Source organism: Lysinibacillus sp. LK3, from assembly GCF_001043675.1.
GTDB lineage: Bacteria > Bacillota > Bacilli > Bacillales_A > Planococcaceae > Lysinibacillus > Lysinibacillus capsici.
The window spans coordinates 15,296-37,666 of sequence record NZ_LDUJ01000031.1; the positions used below are offsets into that span (position 1 = coordinate 15,296).

Genomic DNA, 22,371 nt, shown 5'->3' on the forward strand with positions numbered 1-22,371 from the left:
CTAGCTAATTGATACTTTTATTAAAAATCGTGCTATTATTACACGCTAACTATATAGTAGACGGATCTAAATCTACCGTCATTAATATTCCTTGTTTAATCCACTCTGCTCTATACATAGCAAGTAAACGTTGTAACACGGGAATTAGATTTGGTTCAATTTTATATTTTATCAAACATTGATAACGATATCTATTTTGGAGACGAGCAATACTCGCAGTTGTTGGTCCTATTATTGCTACTTGATTCGATAAGTTCCCTCGTAACCAATCAGCCACTCGACCAGCATATTCAGCAGCCATCATGACATCTTCATGGGATAATTGAATAAGAGCTACAAAATAATAAGGTGGATAGTTTGATCTGCGACGTAAAAACATCTCACGTTCATAAAATGGTTCATACTCTTGTGTTTTAGCTAATTCAATTGCGTAATGCTCAGGTGTATACGTTTGAATGATGACTTCACCTAGCTTGTCATGTCTCCCAGCTCGGCCACTTACCTGTGTTAATAGCTGAAATGTTCGCTCTGCTGCGCGGTAATCAGGTAAATGTAAGGATGTATCAGCACTAAGTACACCGACTAGCGTAATATTTGGAAAATCCAGACCCTTTGCGATCATTTGAGTACCCAGCAAAATATCTGCATGCCCTGCCCCAAATGTCTCTAATATTTCTTCATGTGCCCCTTTATGCTTCGTAGTATCTACATCCATACGTAATACTCTTGCCTCAGGAAACAACTTATACAGCTCCTCTTCCACCTTTTGTGTACCTGTACCAAAATAACGAATATGATCACTTTGACATTGCGGACATATTTGTGGAACATGTTCCTCGTAACCACAATAATGACATTTCAATTTTTCAGTTGTTCGATGATAGGTTAATGAAATATCGCAATTTGGACATTGGACAACTGTTCCACAATCTCGGCAGAGTACAAATGATGAATAGCCACGACGGTTTAAAAACAGCACCATTTGTTCTTTTTTCTCAAGTCTTAAACGGATTGCTTCTATCAGTGATTGGGAAAACATCGAACGATTACCTTGTCTCAGTTCTTCACGCATATCTGCAATAAAAACAGTCGGCAAAGCCTGATGTAAAGCACGGTGTTTTAAGGAGAGTAGCTTATATACTCCCTTTTTAGCTCTTGCAAATGATTCTAATGCTGGTGTTGCACTCCCTAAAATAATAGGACAGTTATAAAATTCGCTTCGCCAGATGGCTACATCTCTTGCATGATAACGCGGTGAATCTTCTTGCTTATAAGTTGATTCATGTTCCTCATCCAATATAATAAGCCCTATATTCGTAAAAGGAGCAAAAATAGCTGAACGAGCTCCAACTACAACCTTCACTTTGCCTTGTTGGATTTTACGCCATTCATCATATTTCTCCCCTACAGATAATCCACTATGCATCACAGCAACCATCTCACCAAAGCGACTGCGGAATCGTTCGGTCATTTGTGGAGTTAAAGAGATTTCAGGTACCAACATAATGGCTTCTTTTCCTTCTTCTAATACCTTTTGAATAGCCTGCAAATAAACCTCTGTTTTGCCACTTCCTGTTACACCATGTAATAAAAAGGTTTGCGCTATTTGCTGGTCCATAGCTGTAGTAATAGCTTGGAGAGCAACCTGCTGCTCACTCGTTAATTGTAAGGCATGTGTACGTGAAACTTCCTTCGTAAATGGATCACGAAATACTTCCTCTTGAATAAATTGAGCAGCTCCTTTATCAATTACTGCCTCTAAAACTGAAATAGAGACCCTTGCTTCGTCACAAATTTGTTGGGGAGTAAAAATCTCTCCTAAGTGTTGGCACATCCATTGCAGTAATAGCCGTTGTTTAGCTGCTCTGGATGATTGCTCTAAAGCACGTTCAATAAGTTGTTGGTCTGCTGTTATTTGAACCATTCGAATTTCTTTCACATTTCCCTGTTGCTTCACAACATTTTCGATTGAAACAATGTTTTCTGCAACCAATTGCTTCAAAAGGGGTAGTAAACCTGCTCGCTCAAATTCTTTAAAATTTGCTCGTTGACGCTTCCCGAATATAGCCTGTACCTCTAGTGGCAATTGTTGACCTTGTTGTAGCTTAATCATTTTTTCATACTTGGCTCGAAGTGCAGATGGTAACATCACTTGCAAGGCATCTATTTCATAGCAAATCGTATCGTTCTTCAACCACTTCGCCATTCGCAACATCTCTTCTGTCAGGACTGGCTCCATATCTAAAATTTGATTGATTGCCTTTAGTTTATTTAACGGTACATCTGTTTCTTTCTTCAATCCAACAACAAAACCCAGGACATTCCTTGGACCAAATGGCACTTTAACACGACTTCCTAACTCGATAACACTAATCCATTCTACAGGTACTTGATAATCAAATGGACGGTCTACATGGTAAGTAGAGACATCTACAATGACCTCTGCTATCAAGAAGCTCATTGTTCCTCACCCTTTATAATATATGACCATAATGTCTGAGCAAAAAGTTGTGGGTTAATTGTAGCCAAAAACTGTCCGTTAAGCTGCGCTTTTTCACTAAAATCAATCCATCTCTCAGAAAGTATATTAAGCATTGGAGTTCCTTGCACTTTTTGTCCGAAAGTGATCGCTTTTATGCCTTCTACCGAAATGATCGGCGTTTCCTTTATAGTCGGCACATTTGCTGCATGGATCAATATTGCCTGAGGATATTGGATTTTATAAGCCTCCAGTTGCTGTATAGCATCAAACAAATTAGAATTTTCTATTTCAATTACATGTGCGCCTAGCATTCTTGCTTCATGTGCTAAAGCTCGGCCTATGGCTCCATTTGCCTGTGGACTAATTACATGCTGTTCATCCAATGGTACATGTAGGGCACCCGCAGTCACTATGACTGTTTTATCTGTTAGTGGTTTAGTTTTTCCCGAAAAAAAATCTTGAACAAGTGCAGTGATTTTTTCTGGCTCCTCTAGACGGCCCTTCCCGACATAGCCACATGCTAAAAAGCCTTCGGAAGGCTCAATAAATTTGTAGCCATCAGCTGATAGCCTATCCAAATTACGTTTTACCGCTGGATGGTCGTACATGTGTACATTCATGGCTGGTGCAATCCATACAGGTGCTGTCGTAGCAAGCAGGGTTGTTGTGATCATATCATCTGCTATACCATTGGCCATTTTTCCTATTATATTTGCTGTAGCGGGCGCTACTAAAATTAAATCAGCCCAGTCTGCTAAGTCTATATGAGCAATCACACTTGAATCTTTTTCATCAAACGTGTCAAAATAAACATCATTTTTGGACATCACTTGAAAACTTAATGGATTTACAAACTGTCTAGCAGAGGCTGTCATGATGACTTTTACATTGGCTCCTGCTTGTGATAGCTTGCTTACGAGTGCCACAGCTTTATATACGGCAATCCCGCCTGAAACACAAAGTAAAATATTTTTATTCATGCTAGGTGTCGTCCTTTCAAATGATAAGCTCCCAAAGAAGGATTCCCTGGGAGCTTTCGGCATTCTGTATAATTAAAATCTACTGCTAACTAGACTAGCATGCATGTAAACATAGTAAAGCTCTTTACATGATGTTAGATTTCGTCCTCATACACAGTTGACTCATCCTGTGATACTTTCGTAAGTACACCTGCCGCTACTTCTTCAAGTGCTTTCCCAACATATTTATGGGAAACATACTTGTGTAAGCGTTCTGTGTCTTGCTCTTCTTGCATTTGGCGAGCACGTTTAGAAGCAAGGCTCACTAATGAATATTTTGAATCGATTTCTTTTTTTAAAGCGTCTACTGATGGGTATAGCATTGTTTTATTCTCCTCTCAACATTGACAAATATCTTTTTTCAACACGTTCTCTACGACAATGCTCGGCTTTAATAATCGCATTTATACGATCACAGGCATTCGTCACTTCATCATTTTCCACAACATAATCATACAAGCTCATCATTTCAAGCTCTTCACTTGCAGTAGCGATTCGTTTGGCAATGATATCCTCCGTTTCTGTCCCACGTCCAACTAAACGATCTTTTAATTCCGTTAAACTTGGAGGGGCTAAGAAAATAAATAAGGCATCTGGTGCTTTTTTACGAATTTGTGCTGCACCCTGCACTTCGATTTCTAAAAATACATCACGACCTGCATCAAGTGTTTCATTTACATAAGCTAATGGTGTTCCATAATAGTTACCGACAAATTCAGCGTGCTCTAATAAGCCACCTTGTTCGATTAACACTTCAAATTCATGACGTGTCTTGAAAAAATAGTCTACACCATCTACTTCACCTTCGCGAGGATTTCGTGTTGTCATCGAGATGGAATACTCATAATTCGTATTCGGCTGAGAAAATAATTCTTTTCGCACTGTCCCTTTACCTACACCAGAGGGGCCAGACAGAACAATTAATAATCCACGTTCTTTTATCATTTATTCTCTATATCTCCCTTAATTTATAACAGACACGTGCAAGTTATTCGATGTTTTGCACTTGCTCACGCATCTTTTCTAAAATTGTTTTCGCCTGAACAACAGCAACCGCTGCTTCTGTAGATTGATTTTTTGAACCAATCGTATTAATCTCGCGATGTATTTCCTGCATTAAAAAGTCCAATTTACGCCCAACCGAAATCTTTTCAAGTAATGTTTCCTCCAGCTGATTGAAGTGACTATCTAATCTGTCTAATTCTTCGGAGATGTCTACTCGTTCTGCAAAAATTGCTACTTCCGCTAGTAAACGATCTTCTAGCAATGTGCCATCTGCAACTTCATTAATTCGCTCTATTAATCGTGTACGATATTTTTCAACAGCAAGTGAAGAACACAAACGAATCTGATTGACTTGCTCCATTAACTGTTCTTTATATTGTACAACAACCTCTTGTAATTCTTGCCCTTCACGCTCACGCATTTGAACGAGCTGTGAAATCGCTTGTGAAATCGCTTGTTCAACAGCACTGAGCAAATCTTCTGGTGTAAGCTGGGGTTTTTGCTGTACAAGTGCCTGCTCTAACGATAAAAGCTCTTGCATCGTCCATTTTTCTTCAAGTGGTACTTTACTTGCTAATTGCTCTTTTGCCTTACGATACGCTTCAATTAATGACCAATTAATCTCAATAGATTGCTCTACGTTCTCTAAGTCCTTCACATATACCATCACATCAATTTTGCCGCGTGACAAAGCTTGAGAAATTAGTTTCTTTGCAAAAATTTCAGCTTCAAGCCATTCTTTCGGAAATTTTGCGTTAATTTCTAAAAAACGATGGTTGACCGAGCGCATTTCCACGGTTAATTGAAAGTCTCTAGTTGTTGTGACACCTCTGCCAAAACCAGTCATACTACGCACCAAGGTTCGTCACACCTTTCTTTGCATACTGGGATTATTATAACATAAGCTTTGTCGATTATGACGACTCTCCAAAAAAATTTGGTTAAAGTAAAAGCTAATTCTACCACAATTGAAGCTATATTTTAATATTCACCTAAAAAATGCTATGATAAACATACCAAAAGAGTATTTGCGAGCTTAAAAATAGTGCATGCAGATACATTAAGAAAAAAATACGAAAGTACCAAGATGCTTGATATCGTTGGAAAGAGGAATTCATATGGCATTTGATGGCTTATTTACTTATTCAATAACTGCCGACCTACAACAGCTAGTCACTGGTCGGATTACCAAAATACATCAACCCAATGCACAAGAAGTTATTTTACATGTGCGAGCGAACGGAAAGAATCATAAATTACTGTTTTCCATCCACTCTTCTTATGCACGTGTACACCTTACTGAACAGGTGATTGAAAATCCAGCAGAGCCGCCAATGTTTTGTATGCTTTTGCGTAAGCATATAGAGGGTGGTTTTATTGCTTCTATAAAACAGCGTGATTTTGATCGCATTATAATAGTAGAAATTGAAAGTAAAAATGAAATTGGAGATCCAATTGTAAGAGAAATACATGCTGAAATTATGGGTAGACATAGTAATCTACTGTTGATTGATCAAGAGCAGGGAAAAATTATTGACAGCCTAAAACATCTACCGCCTTCAGTCAATAGCTTCCGTACTATACTACCAGGGCAACCGTATATTGCACCACCCTCACAAAACAAATGGAATCCTTTAACGGTGACAGATGAAGAGCTAACAGCATTTTTTGCTGAAGGGAAAACCTCTAAAGAGCTAGTGCAACAATTAGCTGGTTTTTCACCTCTTCACGCGGAAGAATTATTGTATCGAATGAAGACGACTTCAAATACGCTAGTATGTTTCAAGGATTTTATGGCCTCCTTTGCGAACGGTGGAATGAAGCCTATGTACGTACTCTTCAATCAGAAAGTATACTTTTCCCCTATCGAATTAACGCATTTGCATGATGGGGATATAACAATCTATCCTAATGTCCATGAGCTTCTTGATCGTGTATTCTTTGCCCGTGCAGAGCGAGATCGTGTAAAACAACAAGCAGGCGATTTAGAGCGCTGGCTACAAAATGAGATTGACAAATTAGCTTTAAAAACAAAAAAGTTAACAAAGGATTATGAACGTGCCTCCAAGCTCGATCAATTCCAACTATATGGTGAGCTATTAATGGCTAATATCTATGCCTTTGAAAAAGGAGTTAAGGAAGTTACTGTCACAAATTACTATAGTGAAACTGGCGAAGAAATAACGATTCCAGTAAGCGAACGTAAAACACCTATTGAAAATGCCCAAAGTTATTATACAAAATATACAAAGGCAAAAAATGCCTTGGTCATGGTTCAAGAGCAGCTAGAAAAAACTACTGATGAAATTTCTTACTTCGAAATGCTTGCACAGCAAGTTCAGCAGGCTTCTCCTGGAGATATTGAGGAAATTCGTGAAGAGCTAGCAGAGCAAGGTTACTTAAAACTACGTCATGCGAAGAAAAAGAAAAAACAAGCGAAACCTGAACCAGAACGCTATGTTTCTTCTACAGGTGTAACAATCTCTGTTGGAAAAAACAATAAACAAAATGACATGCTGACATTCAAACTAGCAAAGCGGACTGATATTTGGTTACACACAAAAGATATTCCTGGATCTCATGTTGTCATTCATTCAAGTGAACCCGATGAAACGACATTGCGAGAAGCTGCCACACTAGCCGCCTATTTTTCTAAGGCCAGAGAATCCTCTTCTGTGCCTGTAGATTATACCGAAATACGACAGGTCAAAAAACCAAATGGTGCCAAACCTGGTTTCGTCATCTATTTTGAACAAAAGACACTGTATATTGACCCGGATGAGGCAGTCATTTTACAGTTAAAGAAACAGTCATAAAGGAAGAAACCGATACAAATTGTATCGGTTTCTTCCTTTTTATAACGAGTACACATAATCCGTACTATAAAACGATGAAAACAACCTTATCTTGATTGATTTTTACAGACAATCTTCCTTATTATAATAACAATATAAAAACACATGAATAATCTGCACTGTTTCCTTCAACGTATATTGACTTCTACTACTGAGAAACGCTAAATTAAAGTATAAAAATTTTTATAGAGCATTCAGGAAAGGGCGTATCTATATGTCTGTAGGTAAAAAATTAAGCTTTGGTTTCTTTGCAATTATTCTCACATTAATCATTTCTTTGTTCATTATGTTCCTGTTATTTTCAAACATTGAAAAAAAGATTGAAAATGCATTAGAAGGACATGTTGCCCTTGTAGAATTAGCAGATGATATTCAATACGAAATGGCTATGCAAGGTCTTTTCATTCGTGCCATCATCATCGAAGACAAACCTGCTAACAAAGAGAGTTTCTCAAAATATGCAAATATGCTCGACACACATGTAGAAGAAATCACTGAAAAATCGAATTCAGCTGAAATGGAAACATATGCACAGGAATTAAAAGTTCATAATGATTCTTTTAACAAGGCAGCAACTGAAGCAATAGCTTTATTTGAAGCTGGTAATCTAGAAGGTGCTTTGCAGAAGGTAAATGGTGAAGTACAACAAGCTAATAAAGGTATACAAGATGTATCCGATCAAATTGGAAACTATCAAAAGGAACAACTAGATATTGTGACAAAAGAATCTAAACAGGCCGTGTTTAATTCACAAATTATTTCCATTATCGCAATCATTATTGGTATCGCTCTAGGTATTTTCCTTATTTTCTATATACAACGGACAATCTCACGCCCTTTAAAATCTGTCGTTCTGGCTGCAAACCATGTAGCTAATGGAGAATTAATTCATCCAGATATTACCCATCAATCAAAAGATGAAATTGGTCAGCTTTCAGCAGCTTTTAATGCCATGAAGGGGAATCTGAAAAATTTATTAACGCATATACAGGACAATGCAGAGCATTTAACAGCTTCAGTAGAGGAACTTTCTGCCTCAACTGAAGAAATTACTGCCACTGCTGATGAAATTACAATACGGATTAACGAAACAGCTGAGGCTGCAGTGACAGCTACAGTTGCAGCTAACGAAAGCGCACACGCTATGGATGAAACGGCTGTAGGTGTTCAACGAATAGCTGAGGCAACTCAACAACTACATCAGAATGCTATAACAACTTCAGAATTAGCAACAAATGGAAACGAGACGGTAGAAGAAGCTCAGCAACAAATGAATGTCATACATGAATCAACACAAACGATTAATAATCTTGTTCAAAAATTGAGTAAGCAATCAGATGAGATTAGTCAGATCACAGCTGTTATTACAGCTATTACAGATCAAACAAATTTATTGGCACTCAATGCAGCAATTGAAGCGGCTAGAGCTGGAGAGCATGGTAAAGGATTTGCGGTAGTAGCAGATGAGGTTCGTAAGTTAGCTGAGGAATCAAAACAATCAGCCAACCAAATCGTTGCCTTAACGCTAGATATTCAACAGGATACACATAATGTAGAAAAAGCAGTCTTTGATGGACTTCATTCTGTCACAGAGGGCGTTAAAATCATCGGACATGCAGGACAAGCCTTTGAAGGAATTGTGAAAGCAATTAATACGATGACAGATCAAATAGAAGATATATCAGCTACCTCTGAAGAAATTTCAGCTAGCGCTGAACAGGTTGCAGCGTCCGTTGCAGAAATCGCCCATGGTGCTTCAACTAGCGCGGATAATACAAAAATTGTAGCTTCAGCAACAAGAGAACAATCTATAACAGTACAACAAGTAAACCAAGTTGCCTCAGATCTAAGCGAAAAGTCCTTAGATTTACAGAATCAGATCAATCAATTTAAACTTTAAATAAAAAACAGTGCATTTTATAAATGGGATGCACTGTTTTTTATATTTTTTCATGGTATACCACTTAAAAAGTGGAAGAATATCCTTCTGAATAGCTATTGTTAACGTTTTCATTCGATGAATAAACAGGTTTTTAGTAATTATTTGCATTATCAATCCTCTTCAGTAAGACAAATGACATCCTCAAAAAAACAATACGATTTAAACAGTTCTCTTTGGAAGAATACAAGGCGAAATGAAGCATTCCTTTTATTTTTTAACTGATGAATAAAACAGTAACCAACTGCATATATGCATGTATATACAACTAGCTCGAAAATTATTTCAAAAAAACTTAATCTCGTAAACTAGCTTGTCACTAAATCCAAATTTTTCTTAGTATGGGTACCTTTTTTCATACAAATGCTCATTTTTTTCTTTTTCCTCCCCACAAATGGATAATCCTAGAAAAATACAAAACAAGTTTCTTATATATCATTAATAGATAAAAATATTCATGTTTTGCGATAATAAATTACAAGAAATTACCTGTAAAAGAATCTAATTCACTGAGTTTTACATAGATTTTCTACAAATCTATACAAATTCCTCAAGGTATTACATCTATGACTTTTGATTCATTTTTCAAATATCGATAATATTATCAAAAAAATAGGAATTTTCCGTATAGTAAATCATTTTTTTATTTTTACTTTATTTTTGATATTCAGAATAAGTAAATATCAAATTTTTAATATATATACACTTCGCCTCTTTAGCGTGATAAATCGGAAAAATTTATTATTCTCCTAAATGTCAGATAATACTATATAAATTCGAATCTTTTTTATTTTGTACACAATGATTTTTTTGGTATATTAAATAGGAGCTTCACAAAAGGCTTAAAAATTGTATAAGGGGGATTCACATGAATAAAAACAAAAAGTTTTTATTACTAACAGTCCTTGCAGTATTTTCTTTAGTACTTGCTGCATGTGGCTTCGGTGGAGATTCGTCTGACAAATCTAAAGACGAAGGAAAAGATTCTGGCTCTTCAGAAACAACTTCATCAGGTGGCGAATTAAATGTAGTAGTAGCTTCTGAGCCGCCATCTCTTCATCCTGCATTAGCAACAGATACAACTTCTGGTGTTATTCTAACAAATACTTTTGAAGGATTAACAACACTTGATGCAGACGCTCGTCCAGTTGCAGCTGCTGCTGAAAGCTGGGAAGTTAGTGAAGATTTAAAAACATACACGTTCAAATTACGTGATGCTAAATGGTCAAACGGAGATCCAGTAGTAGCTGGTGACTTCGAATACGCTTGGAAATGGGCATTAAACCCAGACAATCTTTCTGAATATGCTTCAATCCTTTACCCAATTAAAGGTGCTGCAGCATACAACAATGGTGAAGGTTCTGCTGATGATGTAGGCGTTAAAGCACAAGACGAAAAAACATTAGTAGTAACTTTAGAAAACCCAACACCTTACTTCTTAGAATTAACAGCATTCAAAACATATGCACCATTAAACCAAAAAGTAGTTGAAGGTAATGATGAGTGGTATGCAGATGCTGGTGAAAACTATGTAACAAACGGTCCTTTCACATTAGCTGAATGGAGACACAATGATACAATCGTATTAAAGAAAAACCCAGAGTACTGGGATGCTGATAAAGTTTCTTTAGAAACTGTTAATATCGGTATGGTTGAGTCTGAAGCAACTGCTGCAACAAGCTTCAAAGCTGGAGAAATTGACTACTTAGGTGCACCATTCCAATCTGTGGCACTTGATTCAATCGACGCATTTAAAGCTGATGGTTCATTAAATATCAATGACCAAGCTTCTGTTTACTGGTACAAGCTAAATACAAAAGATAAAATCACTGGAAACGCTAACATCCGTAAAGCGTTAGCTTTAGCAGTTGATCGTCAAGGTTTAATTGACAACATTACTAAAGGTGAGCAAAAACCTGCATTAGGCATGGTTCCTATCGCAGTTCATGGCTTTGAAGAAGACCGTGGTTACTTCAAAGATAACGATATCGAAGGTGCTAAAGCAGCACTTGAAGCTGGTATGAAAGAACTTGGAATTACAAACCCAGCAGATATCAAAATTAACCTTTCTTACAACACTAGTGAAGCACACGCTGCTATCGCTCAATACGTTCAAGAGGGCTGGACTAAAAACCTAGGTATCACTGTAGGTCTAGATAACTCTGAATGGCAAGTATATTTAGAAAAACTTAACCAATTAGATTACCAAGTTGGCCGTATGGGCTGGGTTGGTGACTACAACGATGCTTATACATTCTTAGAAATGTATGACACTGCTGCAAACGGTAACAACGATACTGGTTGGGAAAGTGCAGAATACAAAAAATTGTTAGATCAATCTAACGTTGAAGCAGATCCTGCTAAACGTCTTGAGCTTTTAAAACAAGCTGAAAAAATTGCTGTGAATGATTTCCCAGTTATTCCAATCTACTACTACACGAACCTATCTGTAGTACAAGATTATGTGAAAAACATGAAGGCAGACATCCTTGGTAACATCTCTCTTAAAGAGGTTAAAGTAGAGAAATAATCAACTATAATTCGCTTATTTAGCTCTACAGCGAAGAGCTGCCTCGTAGCCACTTCGGCGCGAGTCAGCTCTTTTTAAAATACGAAGGCATATATTTGTCTGAAAATTGACAAATAGAAGGAGGAGTTTTATGTGATTAAATATATTTTGAAAAGGCTGATGTATATACTTCTCGCGCTTTTCGTCATCGTAACGGTTACGTTTTTCTTAATGCGTCTCGCTCCTGGTAGTCCTTTCGCGAGTGAACGTAATTTCCCACCTCAAATTGAGGAGAAGTTAAACGAAACGTATGGATTAAATAACCCTTGGTATATTCAATATAAAGATTATTTAATCGATACGGCCACATTCAATTTCGGTGAGTCAATGAAATATAAAGCGCGTTCTACAAATGATATGATTTCTGAAAGTTTCCCTGTTTCATTAACATTAGGGATTGAAGCTATGCTATTAGCAGTTGGATTCGGTGTATTAATTGGCGTAGTTTCCGCGCTATATCATAATAGGTTCCCGGATTATTTGGCAACGTCCTTTGCGGTGCTCGGTATATCAGTACCTTCATTTATATTAGCAGGTTTAATGCAGTATTTCTTAGCCTTTAAGCTAGGCTGGTTCCCTATTAGTGGGTGGAAGGGCTTTATTTATAGTATTTTACCAGCCCTTGCAATCGCTTTCTCTCATATGGGCTTTATCGCAAAATTAACACGTTCAAGTATGCTTGAACAAAACAATAGTGATTATGTAAAAATGGCTCGTGCAAAAGGTATTGGTAAATGGACAATCGTATTCCGTCATACATTACGAAATGCCCTTCTGCCAGTCGTAACATACCTTGGTCCATTAACAGCTGGTGTTGTAACAGGTAGTTTCATTGTTGAGCAAATTTTCGCTATTCCTGGACTTGGTAAGCACTTTGTTCAAAGTATTACAAACCGTGACTATACAGTAATTATGGGTACGACGGTGTTCTATTCCATCATCCTTTTATTTGCGGTATTAATCGTTGATATTCTATATAGTGTGATTGATCCGCGTATTAAACTGAAAGGAGCGAAAAAATAATGACACAGCAACAAATTGAAAAAGATAAGTTTAAAATTGTTGGTGGAAATCATGAAGCAACGGAAAAATTAGCTGATAAATCAGTCTCCTTTTGGAAAGAAGTATTTCTCCGTTTCTCTCATAACAAATTAGCCATCATTGGGATAATCATTTTAATCATTGTTATTTTAATGGCTACATTCGTACCAATGTTTTCTCAATATAAAGCAAGTGATCAGCTAGGTGTTTACAACGCACCACCATCTGCACAATTTTGGTTTGGAACGGATGACCTTGGTCGTGATATTTTCGTTCGTATTTGGGAAGGCGCTCGTATTTCCCTTTTTATCGGAATTGCTGCAGCGATTATTGACTTAATTATCGGTGTTTTATGGGGAAGTATTTCAGGCTTAGCAGGCGGTCGCGTTGATAACATCATGATGCGTATTGCTGACGTTTTAACAGCTGTACCTTACCTTCTAGTAGTAATCGTACTTTTAGTTGTTATGCAACCTGGTTTAATTCCTATGATTATTGCCCTGTCCATCACTGGATGGATTAATATGGCTCGTATCGTTCGTGGTGAAGTATTATCTATTAAAAATCAAGAATATGTTCTTGCTGCTCGTACATTAGGTGCTAGTACAGGCCATTTAATTATTAAACACTTAGTTCCGAATGCTCTTGGTGCAATCTTAGTAACGATGACGCTAACAATTCCATCTGCTATTTTCACCGAATCATTCCTAAGCTACCTTGGTCTTGGGGTGCCTGCTCCAACAGCTTCTTGGGGTACAATGGCCTCTGATGGTAATAAAGCTATTGCCAATGCTCCATGGCGCTTGATTTTCCCAGCAGTATTTATCTCACTGACAATCTTTGCGTTTAACGCAGTTGGTGACGGCTTACGTGACGCTCTAGATCCAAAACTACGTAAATAAGGAGGTGGCCGAAATGAGTAAAACAATTCTAGAAGTAAAAGATTTAAGAATTAACTTTAAAACTTATGCAGGGCTTGTCCATGCTGTACGTGGTGTTAACTTTGATTTAAAGGAGGGTGAAACACTCGCTATAGTAGGTGAATCAGGCTCTGGTAAAAGTGTTACGAGTAATGCATTAATGAAACTAATTCCCCAGCCACCTGGTATTTATGAGTCAGGACAAATTTTATTTAATGGCCGTGATTTAGTTCCATTAACTGATAAAGAAATGTCTAAAGTACGCGGAAATGAAATTGCAATGATTTTCCAAGATCCTATGACAAGTTTGAACCCAACAATGAAGGTCGGACGTCAAATAACTGAAGTAATTTTGCAACACAAAAAAGTTTCTAAAGACGAAGCGAAAAAACGTGCGATTGAGCTTTTAACTCAGGTAGGTATCCCCTTCCCTGAAAAACGCTATAACCAATACCCACATGAATTTTCAGGTGGTATGCGTCAACGTGTTGTTATTGCCATTGCCCTTGCAGCTGATCCTAAGCTATTAATTGCAGATGAGCCGACAACAGCTCTAGACGTAACCATTCAAGCGCAAATTTTAGAATTAATGAAAGAAATTCAGAAAAACTCGCAAACATCTATCATTTTCATTACACACGATTTAGGTGTAGTGGCGAATATCGCTGATCGTGTAGCAGTAATGTACGCTGGACAAATCGTTGAATATGGTACTGTAAATGATATTTTCTATAATCCAAAGCATCCTTACACATGGGGTCTACTTGGTTCAATGCCAGATTTAGATAATGATACTGATGAGCTATTACGTACGATTCCAGGCTCACCACCAGATCTGACGAATCCACCTAAGGGTGATGCATTTGCAGCTCGTAACGAGTATGCTATGGCCATTGATTATGAACAAGAGCCACCAATGTTTCAAGTAAGTGAAACACATTTTGCAAAGACTTGGTTGTTGCATCCTGATGCACCAAAGATTCCTCTTCCAGATGCGGTTGCTAAACGTATTGAAGGGTATTTAGCAAAGGAGGCACAAGAAAATGACTAAAACTGGTGCGAAAAAAATTCTTGAAATCAAAAATTTACAGCAGCATTTTGGTTCGCCAAGTAATCCTATCAAAGCTGTAGATGGTATCAGCTTCGATGTTTACGAAGGTGAAACACTTGGTCTTGTGGGTGAATCAGGTTGTGGTAAGTCAACAACTGGTCGTTCAATTATTCGTTTATATGATATTACAGGTGGCGAGATTGTTTTCGATGGTGAAAATGTCCATGGAAAAAAATCTAAAAATGAGTTAAAGAAATTTAACCGTCAAATGCAAATGATTTTCCAAGATCCTTATGCTTCTTTAAACCCTCGTATGACGGCTGGTGAGATCATTGGTGAAGCCTTTGATATTCATGGCCTTTACAAGGACAAAAAAGAACGTCGTGCAAAAATTCAAGAGCTACTTGAAGCTGTTGGTTTAAACAAAGAGCACGCGAATCGTTACGCACACGAATTCTCTGGTGGTCAACGTCAACGTATTGGGATTGCCCGTGCACTAAGTTTAGATCCTAAGTTTATCATTGCGGATGAGCCAATCTCTGCGCTAGACGTATCTATCCAAGCGCAAGTTGTTAACTTACTAAAACAACTACAAAAAGAACGTGGCTTAACATATCTTTTCATTGCCCATGACTTATCTATGGTAAAATACATCAGTGACCGTATTGCTGTAATGTACCGTGGTAAAATCATGGAAATCGGTAAAGCAGATGATATCTACAATCACCCTGTTCATCCGTATACAAAATCTTTATTATCAGCTATCCCACTTCCTGATCCAATGTCAGAGAAGCGCCGTCAACGTATTCAGTACAAGCATACAGAGGTTGACGAAAGTGCAACCTACCATGAAGTAGGTGACCAGCATTATGTTTATGGTACTGCTGATCTAGTAAAAACTTGGGTTGGTAATCGCTAAAAGCTATAACTCCTATCGACAGTATAAAAACTGTGATGGGAGTTTTTTTAATTTACTTCTTTTATTACCCCATATCCCCATCAGACTAAACCTAAATAAACTTACTACCTTTTAGTAGACTATAATTCCCTTCATTCTTTTATTTTACATAAAATAATTAGTTAATAAATACCATTTATGTAAAATTAGTTTAAATGTTTTAAGGAATATATTATGATAGAGTTAACACGAATAAAGGGGTGTATTCAATGAAAAAAAGTATGAAACTTCTTCTTGCTACATGTTGTTTTACAATCGTATTAATTAGTGTTGGTTCTACCACAGCATCTGCCTATCCAGGTCCATGCCACAGTCCAAAGCCTTGTGTGATTAGACCATAATAGTTGGTCTCTAATCATTATTTCCAGGTCACTATCTTCTCTGTAAGGACAATCAATATTACTATGTATTAAACTATTATCCTTTATAAAATTCGGCACCTTTAAATGTGATTACTTTTACATTTAAAGGTGCCCTATTTTCTTGTCACTTATTTAATATCCATTTTTTAATTACCTTCTAGATTTTGGATTTAATGCATCCTTTAACCCTTCTCCGATAAAATTAATGGACAAAATTACTAGTGTAATAGCTGTTGCAGGAGGCACCCACATCCAAAGCTTCTCCTTTAATACCTCTGAGTTTCTAGCTTCGGACAGCATATTCCCCCAACTTGGTGTATCTGCTGGTACGCCTAACCCTAAAAAGCTTAAACCAGATTCAGCGACGATTGTTACAGCCATCAGCAATGTTGCTTGTACAATAATTGTCGAAGCAACATTAGGTAGTAAATGCTTCATAATAATCTTTGATGATTTACATCCTATTGATTGAGCTGCTAATATATACTCATTTTCCTTTTCAGCAAGCACCCTACTTCGTACAATCCTTGCAACTGATCCCCACATTAACAGTGAGATAACAAAAATCAAAGTCCATAGACCAGATACTTTTCCAATTAGAATTTGATTTAAAACAATTACAAAAATCATAAATGGAAACATTAAGATAAAATCTGTAAATCTCATGAGTATTTGATCTATTTTTCCACCAAAGTACCCTGAAATGGCGCCGACTGTAGTTCCAATTAAAACAATAAAGAACATACAGCTTAATCCCACTGTTAAGGAGGACCTACCAGCATAGAGCATTCTTGTAAACACATCTCGTCCATTTGTATCTGTTCCTAACCAATTTTCACTAGAGGGTGGTTTACTTATTTGGGTAAAATCCACCCGGACAATATCTTTAGTTGTAATATATGGTGCTAGAAACGATAAGATAATAACGATCAGTAGAAATATAAGGCTAATCAAGGCTAGTTTATTTTTAAAGAACTTTCGTCTCGCAATTACCCATGGCGAGGGGCTTTTCTTTGGCGATTTTGGCGTTAAAACTTCTTGATCCGTTACCAATGTCATATTTCCCCCTCCTTAATCCAATCTAATACGTGGATCTACTACACCATATAATAAATCCGCTATTAAATTTCCAAAAAGTGTTAAAAACGAAAGTAACATTGTGATCGACATCATGACTGCATAATCCCTTCTTCCAACTGATTCAAGGAAGAGAGCACCTATTCCAGGATACGTAAAGATTGTTTCTGTTATTACCGCACCGCTAATTAAAGTTGCGATATCAAACCCAAGGAACGTAATAAGAGGAATAATAGAATTTCGTAAAATATGTTTGTTATAAATTTTCGATTCTTTTGTTCCCTTTGCTCTCGCAGTTCTTACAAAATCTTTTCTACTATTTTCAATAATGTCATTCCGCAAAAATTGTGTATAGGATGCTGTTCCCATCAATCCTAATATAAGCGCAGGTAGTAAAACATGGTGGAATCTACTTATATAGTAGTCCAAATTTCCAGGCTCTAGCCCGACACCAACAGATCCGTTAAATGGGAACCAACCTAACTTGAACGAGAAAAAGTAAATGGCTACAATTCCCGCAACAAATGACGGAATGGCTAAAGCTAGATAATTATACGTTGCAATCAAATTATCCCCAAGTGTATAGGGTTTTCTACCAGCATACATGCCCATGATAAATGCAAATATGTAGGTAAAAATTAACGATGTTAGAGCTAAAAATATGGTATTAGGTATACGCTGCGCAATAATTTCTACTGCTGGTTTCTTATAAACAGTTGATTTACCAAAATCCCCTTGCATAAAATTAACAATCCATCTACCGTATTGCTGGATAATAGGATCGTTATAGCCTAATTTTTCTCTCATTTCTTCGATATATTGTGGATTCGTATTAGAAGGATCAATTTCACCAGCAAATGCATCTCCTGGCATCATTTTCGCTAAAAAGAATACCACCAACGAAATAAGGAGTAACAATGGGATCATGCCAAGTAGTCGTCGAAGTGTATATTGAAGCATGTAACGTCTCCTTATCTATAAATTTACTAACTAAGTCCTCTTTTCAAGGACTTAGTTAGCAAGAATTAAAGTACACAATAGCTTATTCTTTAATATGCCATTTATAAACATCCGTTTGGAAGCCAACAGCGTTGACATGAACACCTTGTAAACGGTTATTAATACCATATAAATCTAAGTTTTCCCATAAAGGAAGTGCAGGTAATTCTTCGTTGAAGTATTTTTGCCATTCAACATATGTTGCCATACGTTTTTCTTTGTCAAATGCTTCTTCACTTAAGCCTTTATCCAATAATTCTTGGTTTTTAGGATCTACCCAACGACCATAGTTCCACTCAGCGTCATTACCCCATAATCCTGATGGATCTGGATCAGCACCTGTACTCCACGCACCGAAGAATGCTTCTAATGCTGCATCATCATTATCTTTCATATCATTATATAAGTTAAACTCAATTAAACTACCTGTCGCTAATTCTGTTTTTACACCAATATCATTCCAAGATTGAACAATTGCTTGTGCACGTCCTTCAAATGCTGCGGAACCTGCATAGTGACCAAATGAAATTTTAAATGGTTGTCCCTTTGGATCTTCTACGAAACCATCACCATCTTTATCTACATAACCTGCAGATGCTAATAGCTCTTTTGCTTTTTCTGGGTTGAATTCATATTGGTTTAGTTCTGACTCTGGTGCAGCAGTCCAGAAAGTAGTTGGAATCACAGTGTTGGCAACTGTTGCTTTTCCTTCTAAGAAAGCATCGATCATTGCTGGACGGTTAATTGCATATAATAATGCTTGACGTAATTCTTTTGCATTAAATTTATCAAAATCTGCCACATTTTTTAATGTAGCTTTATCACGATGACCAAAACGAAGTCCGATGTATGAATAGCCCACACCATTAGTTTCTTCAATACGTACATTGCCTAATGCTTCTAATTCTTTTACGGATTGTGGTCTAATATCCATAATGTCAATTTCTCCATTTTGGAATGCACCAGTTGCTAATGATGGGTCAATTACTTTTACAATAACACCATCAAGCTGTGGTTTGCCCTTCCAGTAATCATCAAAACGCTCTAATTCAGAATATTCTCCATCTACAACTTTTTTCACCTTAAATGGCCCTAAGCCAACAGGATTTTCACGAACTTGCTTTGACTCCTCTAAATCCTTAACAGCAATACCTTCATAATGTTTCTTCGGCATTGGATTTGACCATAGATTTTCTAAATTATTAATTTTCACTTGTTCAAAAGTGATTTTTACAGTGTATGGATCTACTACTTCAATACCTTCGATTTTGTCAGCCTTACCTTCTTTTTTAGCTTTGGCACCTTTAATTCCCTCAACATAATTGTAGCGAGGTCCAGCATAATCAGGATGCGCAAGAGTTTCTAAAGCAAAAACCCAGTCATCAGCTGTTAATTCCTCACCATTATGCCATTTTACACCCTTCTGGAATGTAAACGTATACGTTAATTTATCCTCACTAATTTCCCATGAAGCTAAGTTTGGAACATATTCTAAGTCATCATTTACATCATAAATACCTTCCATTGTGAAATTTTGAATATAGCTGTCTACAATACTACCTGAATAAGCAGGATCATATACGCCTTCAGGTGCAACATCTGTACCATATGTTACGATGCCACCCTCTGTAGAAGGTTCATCTGTTGTTGTCGTTGTATCCCCGCTTGTATCCTTTTCATTTTCCTTCTCTGTTTTTGATGAGTCATTATTACATGCAGCTAAAAATAATGCCATAACTAGCAATAGCATAAATGACCATAATGCTGATTTTTTCATTTTTTTCCCCCCGTAATTTTATTTTTGTCAATAACTATTTTCCGTTTTTAGTTTTTAATATAAATGACAAGCAACACTATGCCCCGACTTCACCTCCTTTAAAGCTGGCTTAGATAATGAACATTCTGCCATTGCCTTTGGACATCTTGGATGGAATGGACAGCCTGATGGTGGATTAGCAGGACTCGGTATATCTCCCTCTAAAACAATACGACTATTTTTCTTTCTCGGATCAGGCACAGGTATTGCAGAGATCAATGCTTGTGTATAAGGATGTAATGGCTCATCGTAAATATGTTCCTTATCAGCTATTTCTACAATATTTCCTAGATACATCACGCCAATTCGATCGCTCATATGCTTGACCACACTTAAATCATGTGCGATAAACAGGAATGTTAAATCAAACTCATCCTGAAGTTCTTTTAATAGATTAAGAACTTGTGATTGTACTGATACATCTAAGGCTGAAACAGGCTCGTCTGCAATAATAAGCTTTGGTCTAAGTGCAAGTGCCCGAGCAATACCAATACGCTGGCGCTGACCACCTGAGAACTCATGAGCATATTTATAATAGGCATCTTCAGGTAAGCCGACTTTTCTTAATAGCTCCATTACCTCGCCTTTTAATGATTTCAATGATTTGTTACTGAAATTCATAATCGGCTCTGCAACAATGCTTCCTACCATTTGCATAGGATTTAAAGATGCGTATGGATCCTGAAATACCATTTGAATATCTTTTCGTATATCTCTTAAAGATTTCCCTCTCAAGTTTGTAATATCTTTACCGTCAAAGATAATTTTTCCATCCGTCGAGTCTAATAATCTTAAAATTGTCCGTCCAGTTGTCGATTTGCCGCAACCCGATTCTCCAACTAACCCTAATGTCTCGCCATTTTTAATAGAAAAAGAAATGTTATCCACTGCTTTTACATGACCGACAGTATGCCTTAAGAAGCCACCTTTGATTGGGTAATATGTTTTCAAATCAATTATTTCTAATAAGTTATCCTTTTTTTGTTTTACGATTGTTTCATTCATGTTGTCAGCTCACACCCTTTCTAGTATCGCAACTTTCATAAAGTAAACAAGATACCTCATGTCCATCATCTATAAAGGAAAGTTGCGGCGTAACCTTGCTACAATCAGGCATAGCTGAAGGACATCTATCCACAAAACGGCAACCTATTTGGGGCATATTTTTCAACGAAGGTACAATCCCTTGAATGGTCGTTAACTTTTCAACTTCCTCATCGATTCTTGGTATAGAAGCCATTAATAGCTTTGTATAAGGATGCTGCGGATTGTGGAACAAATTATCTACATTTGTTTTTTCTACAATTTTCCCCGCGTACATGATAATTACTTCATCACACATTTCGGCTACGACTCCTAAATCATGTGTAATAAGTACGATGGACATATCATTTTTTGCTTGAATAGTCTTTAATAGCTCTAAGATTTGAGCTTGCACCGTCACATCAAGTGCCGTAGTAGGCTCATCTGCAATTAATAGTTTAGGTTGACATGCAATGGCAATGGCAATCATAACCCTTTGTCTCATACCACCAGATAATTGGTGAGGATACTCATCTACAATTTGATCCGCTCTGGGTATGCCGACTTGCTTTAATAAGTCTATTGCTTTACTTTTAGCCTCAGCCTTTGAGATTTTAGAGTGATTTAAGATAATCTCTTGTATTTGTGAACCAATTGTAAAAACGGGATTTAATGATGTCATGGGTTCTTGGAAAATCATACTGATATCTTTTCCTCTAATCTTATTCATGTCATCGCTAGAATAATTTTCGATGTTTTTTCCTTCAAACTTAATTTCTCCGCCTGTAATTTTGCCAATCCCTTTTGGAAGAAGCTGCATAACTGAAAGTGACATGACACTTTTTCCACATCCAGATTCTCCAACTACCCCAATAATTTGACCTGATTTGACTGAAAAAGAAACATCATCAACAGCATGATAGATATCCCCATCTATATCGAAACCAGTTTTAAGGTTTTTCACTTCTAACATTAAGCTCATTTAATATCACACCTTTAATTTTTTTACTAAAAATCACTACATCCTTTATGTAAGCAACAGAAACATATGTCTAAAATGTATTCTTTAAGTAAAAGATGTAAAAAGAAATTAGCTTTTGACTTCCTTCATAAGATTCAATATTCCGAAAAATTAGATCATAAGATGTTAAACCTATTTCAAAATTATATTATCTAAAAAAAACATCAAATTTTAAAGAGAACATCTTCATTATATAAAATTGATCCTATTTTCCAAATGTAATAGTAACTGGAT

The 22,371-nt window shown here is 36.9% G+C and carries 18 protein-coding genes; 8 read left to right on the plus strand and 10 right to left on the minus strand.

Features of this window, described 5'->3' with window-relative positions:
* Positions 1-49: 49 nt before the first annotated feature.
* From priA to VK91_RS19985, 5 genes are all read right to left on the minus strand, one after another.
* A complete protein-coding gene (priA, locus tag VK91_RS19965) occupies positions 50-2,461 on the minus strand; it encodes a primosomal protein N' (protein ID WP_081010998.1) in 2,412 nt (803 codons plus the stop codon).
* Positions 2,458-3,462 (minus strand): bifunctional phosphopantothenoylcysteine decarboxylase/phosphopantothenate--cysteine ligase CoaBC, encoded by a 1,005-nt coding sequence (gene coaBC / locus VK91_RS19970; protein WP_048395374.1) that lies wholly within the window; start codon positions 3,460-3,462, stop codon positions 2,458-2,460. Before coaBC ends, priA begins: the two co-directional genes overlap by 4 nt.
* Positions 3,463-3,596: 134 nt before the next feature.
* The gene (rpoZ, locus tag VK91_RS19975) at positions 3,597-3,824 is read right to left on the minus strand and encodes a DNA-directed RNA polymerase subunit omega (RefSeq protein WP_004227380.1); all 228 of its coding nucleotides are present in this window, start codon (positions 3,822-3,824) and stop codon (positions 3,597-3,599) included.
* 4 nt (positions 3,825-3,828) lie between these two features.
* On the minus strand, positions 3,829-4,446 hold the full coding sequence (gene gmk / locus VK91_RS19980) for a guanylate kinase (RefSeq protein ID WP_004227379.1): 618 nt from the start codon (positions 4,444-4,446) through the stop codon (positions 3,829-3,831).
* 43 nt (positions 4,447-4,489) lie between these two features.
* Positions 4,490-5,365, minus strand: a complete 876-nt coding sequence (locus tag VK91_RS19985; RefSeq protein WP_048395376.1) for a YicC/YloC family endoribonuclease — start codon at positions 5,363-5,365, stop codon at positions 4,490-4,492.
* 259 nt (positions 5,366-5,624) lie between these two features.
* Between VK91_RS19985 and VK91_RS19990 the strand changes: the two genes are divergently transcribed.
* The 8 genes from VK91_RS19990 (at position 5,625) to VK91_RS23265 (ending at position 16,180) form a co-directional block, all read left to right on the plus strand.
* Complete coding sequence (locus VK91_RS19990) at positions 5,625-7,322, plus strand: NFACT family protein (RefSeq protein WP_048395378.1); 1,698 nt, start codon at positions 5,625-5,627, stop codon at positions 7,320-7,322.
* Positions 7,323-7,575: 253 nt separating this feature from the next.
* Positions 7,576-9,261: a methyl-accepting chemotaxis protein gene (locus VK91_RS19995; RefSeq protein WP_048395380.1), complete on the plus strand. Its 1,686-nt coding sequence runs from the start codon at positions 7,576-7,578 to the stop codon at positions 9,259-9,261.
* A 907-nt stretch (positions 9,262-10,168) separates the two neighbouring features.
* Positions 10,169-11,830 carry a peptide ABC transporter substrate-binding protein gene (locus VK91_RS20005; protein ID WP_048395383.1) on the plus strand — a complete coding sequence of 554 codons (1,662 nt, stop codon included), beginning with the start codon at positions 10,169-10,171 and terminating at the stop codon, positions 11,828-11,830.
* Positions 11,831-11,962: 132 nt separating this feature from the next.
* Entirely contained in the window at positions 11,963-12,892 is a 930-nt protein-coding gene (locus tag VK91_RS20010) for an ABC transporter permease (RefSeq protein ID WP_004227372.1), read from the plus strand.
* Complete coding sequence (locus VK91_RS20015) at positions 12,892-13,812, plus strand: ABC transporter permease (protein ID WP_048395384.1); 921 nt, start codon at positions 12,892-12,894, stop codon at positions 13,810-13,812. Before VK91_RS20010 ends, VK91_RS20015 begins: the two co-directional genes overlap by 1 nt.
* 13 nt (positions 13,813-13,825) lie before the next feature.
* A complete protein-coding gene (locus VK91_RS20020; RefSeq protein ID WP_048395385.1) occupies positions 13,826-14,881 on the plus strand; it encodes an ABC transporter ATP-binding protein in 1,056 nt (351 codons plus the stop codon).
* Complete coding sequence (locus VK91_RS20025) at positions 14,874-15,800, plus strand: ABC transporter ATP-binding protein (protein ID WP_048395387.1); 927 nt, start codon at positions 14,874-14,876, stop codon at positions 15,798-15,800. Before VK91_RS20020 ends, VK91_RS20025 begins: the two co-directional genes overlap by 8 nt.
* Positions 15,801-16,048: 248 nt before the next feature.
* Positions 16,049-16,180: a hypothetical protein gene (locus tag VK91_RS23265; RefSeq protein ID WP_255349870.1), complete on the plus strand. Its 132-nt coding sequence runs from the start codon at positions 16,049-16,051 to the stop codon at positions 16,178-16,180.
* A 171-nt stretch (positions 16,181-16,351) separates the two neighbouring features.
* Here the strand turns inward: VK91_RS23265 and opp4C are convergent, their stop codons facing one another.
* From opp4C to VK91_RS20050, 5 genes are all read right to left on the minus strand, one after another.
* Positions 16,352-17,260 carry an oligopeptide ABC transporter permease gene (gene opp4C / locus VK91_RS20030; RefSeq protein WP_048395389.1) on the minus strand — a complete coding sequence of 303 codons (909 nt, stop codon included), beginning with the start codon at positions 17,258-17,260 and terminating at the stop codon, positions 16,352-16,354.
* Positions 17,261-17,272: 12 nt separating this feature from the next.
* Entirely contained in the window at positions 17,273-18,238 is a 966-nt protein-coding gene (gene opp4B / locus VK91_RS20035) for an oligopeptide ABC transporter permease (RefSeq protein ID WP_016994271.1), read from the minus strand.
* A gap of 82 nt (positions 18,239-18,320) precedes the next feature.
* On the minus strand, positions 18,321-20,054 hold the full coding sequence (gene opp4A / locus VK91_RS20040) for an oligopeptide ABC transporter substrate-binding protein (protein WP_048395392.1): 1,734 nt from the start codon (positions 20,052-20,054) through the stop codon (positions 18,321-18,323).
* 54 nt (positions 20,055-20,108) lie between these two features.
* On the minus strand, positions 20,109-21,098 hold the full coding sequence (locus VK91_RS20045) for an ABC transporter ATP-binding protein (protein ID WP_048395393.1): 990 nt from the start codon (positions 21,096-21,098) through the stop codon (positions 20,109-20,111).
* 4 nt (positions 21,099-21,102) lie between these two features.
* The gene (locus VK91_RS20050) at positions 21,103-22,098 is read right to left on the minus strand and encodes an ABC transporter ATP-binding protein (RefSeq protein ID WP_048395394.1); all 996 of its coding nucleotides are present in this window, start codon (positions 22,096-22,098) and stop codon (positions 21,103-21,105) included.
* Positions 22,099-22,371 lie beyond the last annotated feature (273 nt).

Excerpts from the sequence above, each read along its gene's own strand:
- gmk (WP_004227379.1), bottom strand. The coding sequence starts at position 4,446 with ATGATAAAAGAACGTGGATTATTAATTGTTCTGTCTGGCCCCTCTGGT.
- rpoZ (WP_004227380.1), bottom strand. The coding sequence starts at position 3,824 with ATGCTATACCCATCAGTAGACGCTTTAAAAAAAGAAATCGATTCAAAA.
- VK91_RS20015 (WP_048395384.1), top strand. The coding sequence starts at position 12,892 with ATGACACAGCAACAAATTGAAAAAGATAAGTTTAAAATTGTTGGTGGA.
- coaBC (WP_048395374.1), bottom strand. The coding sequence starts at position 3,462 with ATGAATAAAAATATTTTACTTTGTGTTTCAGGCGGGATTGCCGTATAT.
- opp4B (WP_016994271.1), bottom strand. The coding sequence starts at position 18,238 with ATGCTTCAATATACACTTCGACGACTACTTGGCATGATCCCATTGTTA.
- priA (WP_081010998.1), bottom strand. The coding sequence starts at position 2,461 with ATGAGCTTCTTGATAGCAGAGGTCATTGTAGATGTCTCTACTTACCAT.
- VK91_RS19990 (WP_048395378.1), top strand. The coding sequence starts at position 5,625 with ATGGCATTTGATGGCTTATTTACTTATTCAATAACTGCCGACCTACAA.
- opp4C (WP_048395389.1), bottom strand. The coding sequence starts at position 17,260 with ATGACATTGGTAACGGATCAAGAAGTTTTAACGCCAAAATCGCCAAAG.
- VK91_RS20050 (WP_048395394.1), bottom strand. The coding sequence starts at position 22,098 with ATGAGCTTAATGTTAGAAGTGAAAAACCTTAAAACTGGTTTCGATATA.
- VK91_RS23265 (WP_255349870.1), top strand. The coding sequence starts at position 16,049 with ATGAAAAAAAGTATGAAACTTCTTCTTGCTACATGTTGTTTTACAATC.
- VK91_RS20025 (WP_048395387.1), top strand. The coding sequence starts at position 14,874 with ATGACTAAAACTGGTGCGAAAAAAATTCTTGAAATCAAAAATTTACAG.
- opp4A (WP_048395392.1), bottom strand. The coding sequence starts at position 20,054 with ATGAAAAAATCAGCATTATGGTCATTTATGCTATTGCTAGTTATGGCA.
- VK91_RS19995 (WP_048395380.1), top strand. The coding sequence starts at position 7,576 with ATGTCTGTAGGTAAAAAATTAAGCTTTGGTTTCTTTGCAATTATTCTC.
- VK91_RS20005 (WP_048395383.1), top strand. The coding sequence starts at position 10,169 with ATGAATAAAAACAAAAAGTTTTTATTACTAACAGTCCTTGCAGTATTT.
- VK91_RS20045 (WP_048395393.1), bottom strand. The coding sequence starts at position 21,098 with ATGAATGAAACAATCGTAAAACAAAAAAAGGATAACTTATTAGAAATA.
- VK91_RS20020 (WP_048395385.1), top strand. The coding sequence starts at position 13,826 with ATGAGTAAAACAATTCTAGAAGTAAAAGATTTAAGAATTAACTTTAAA.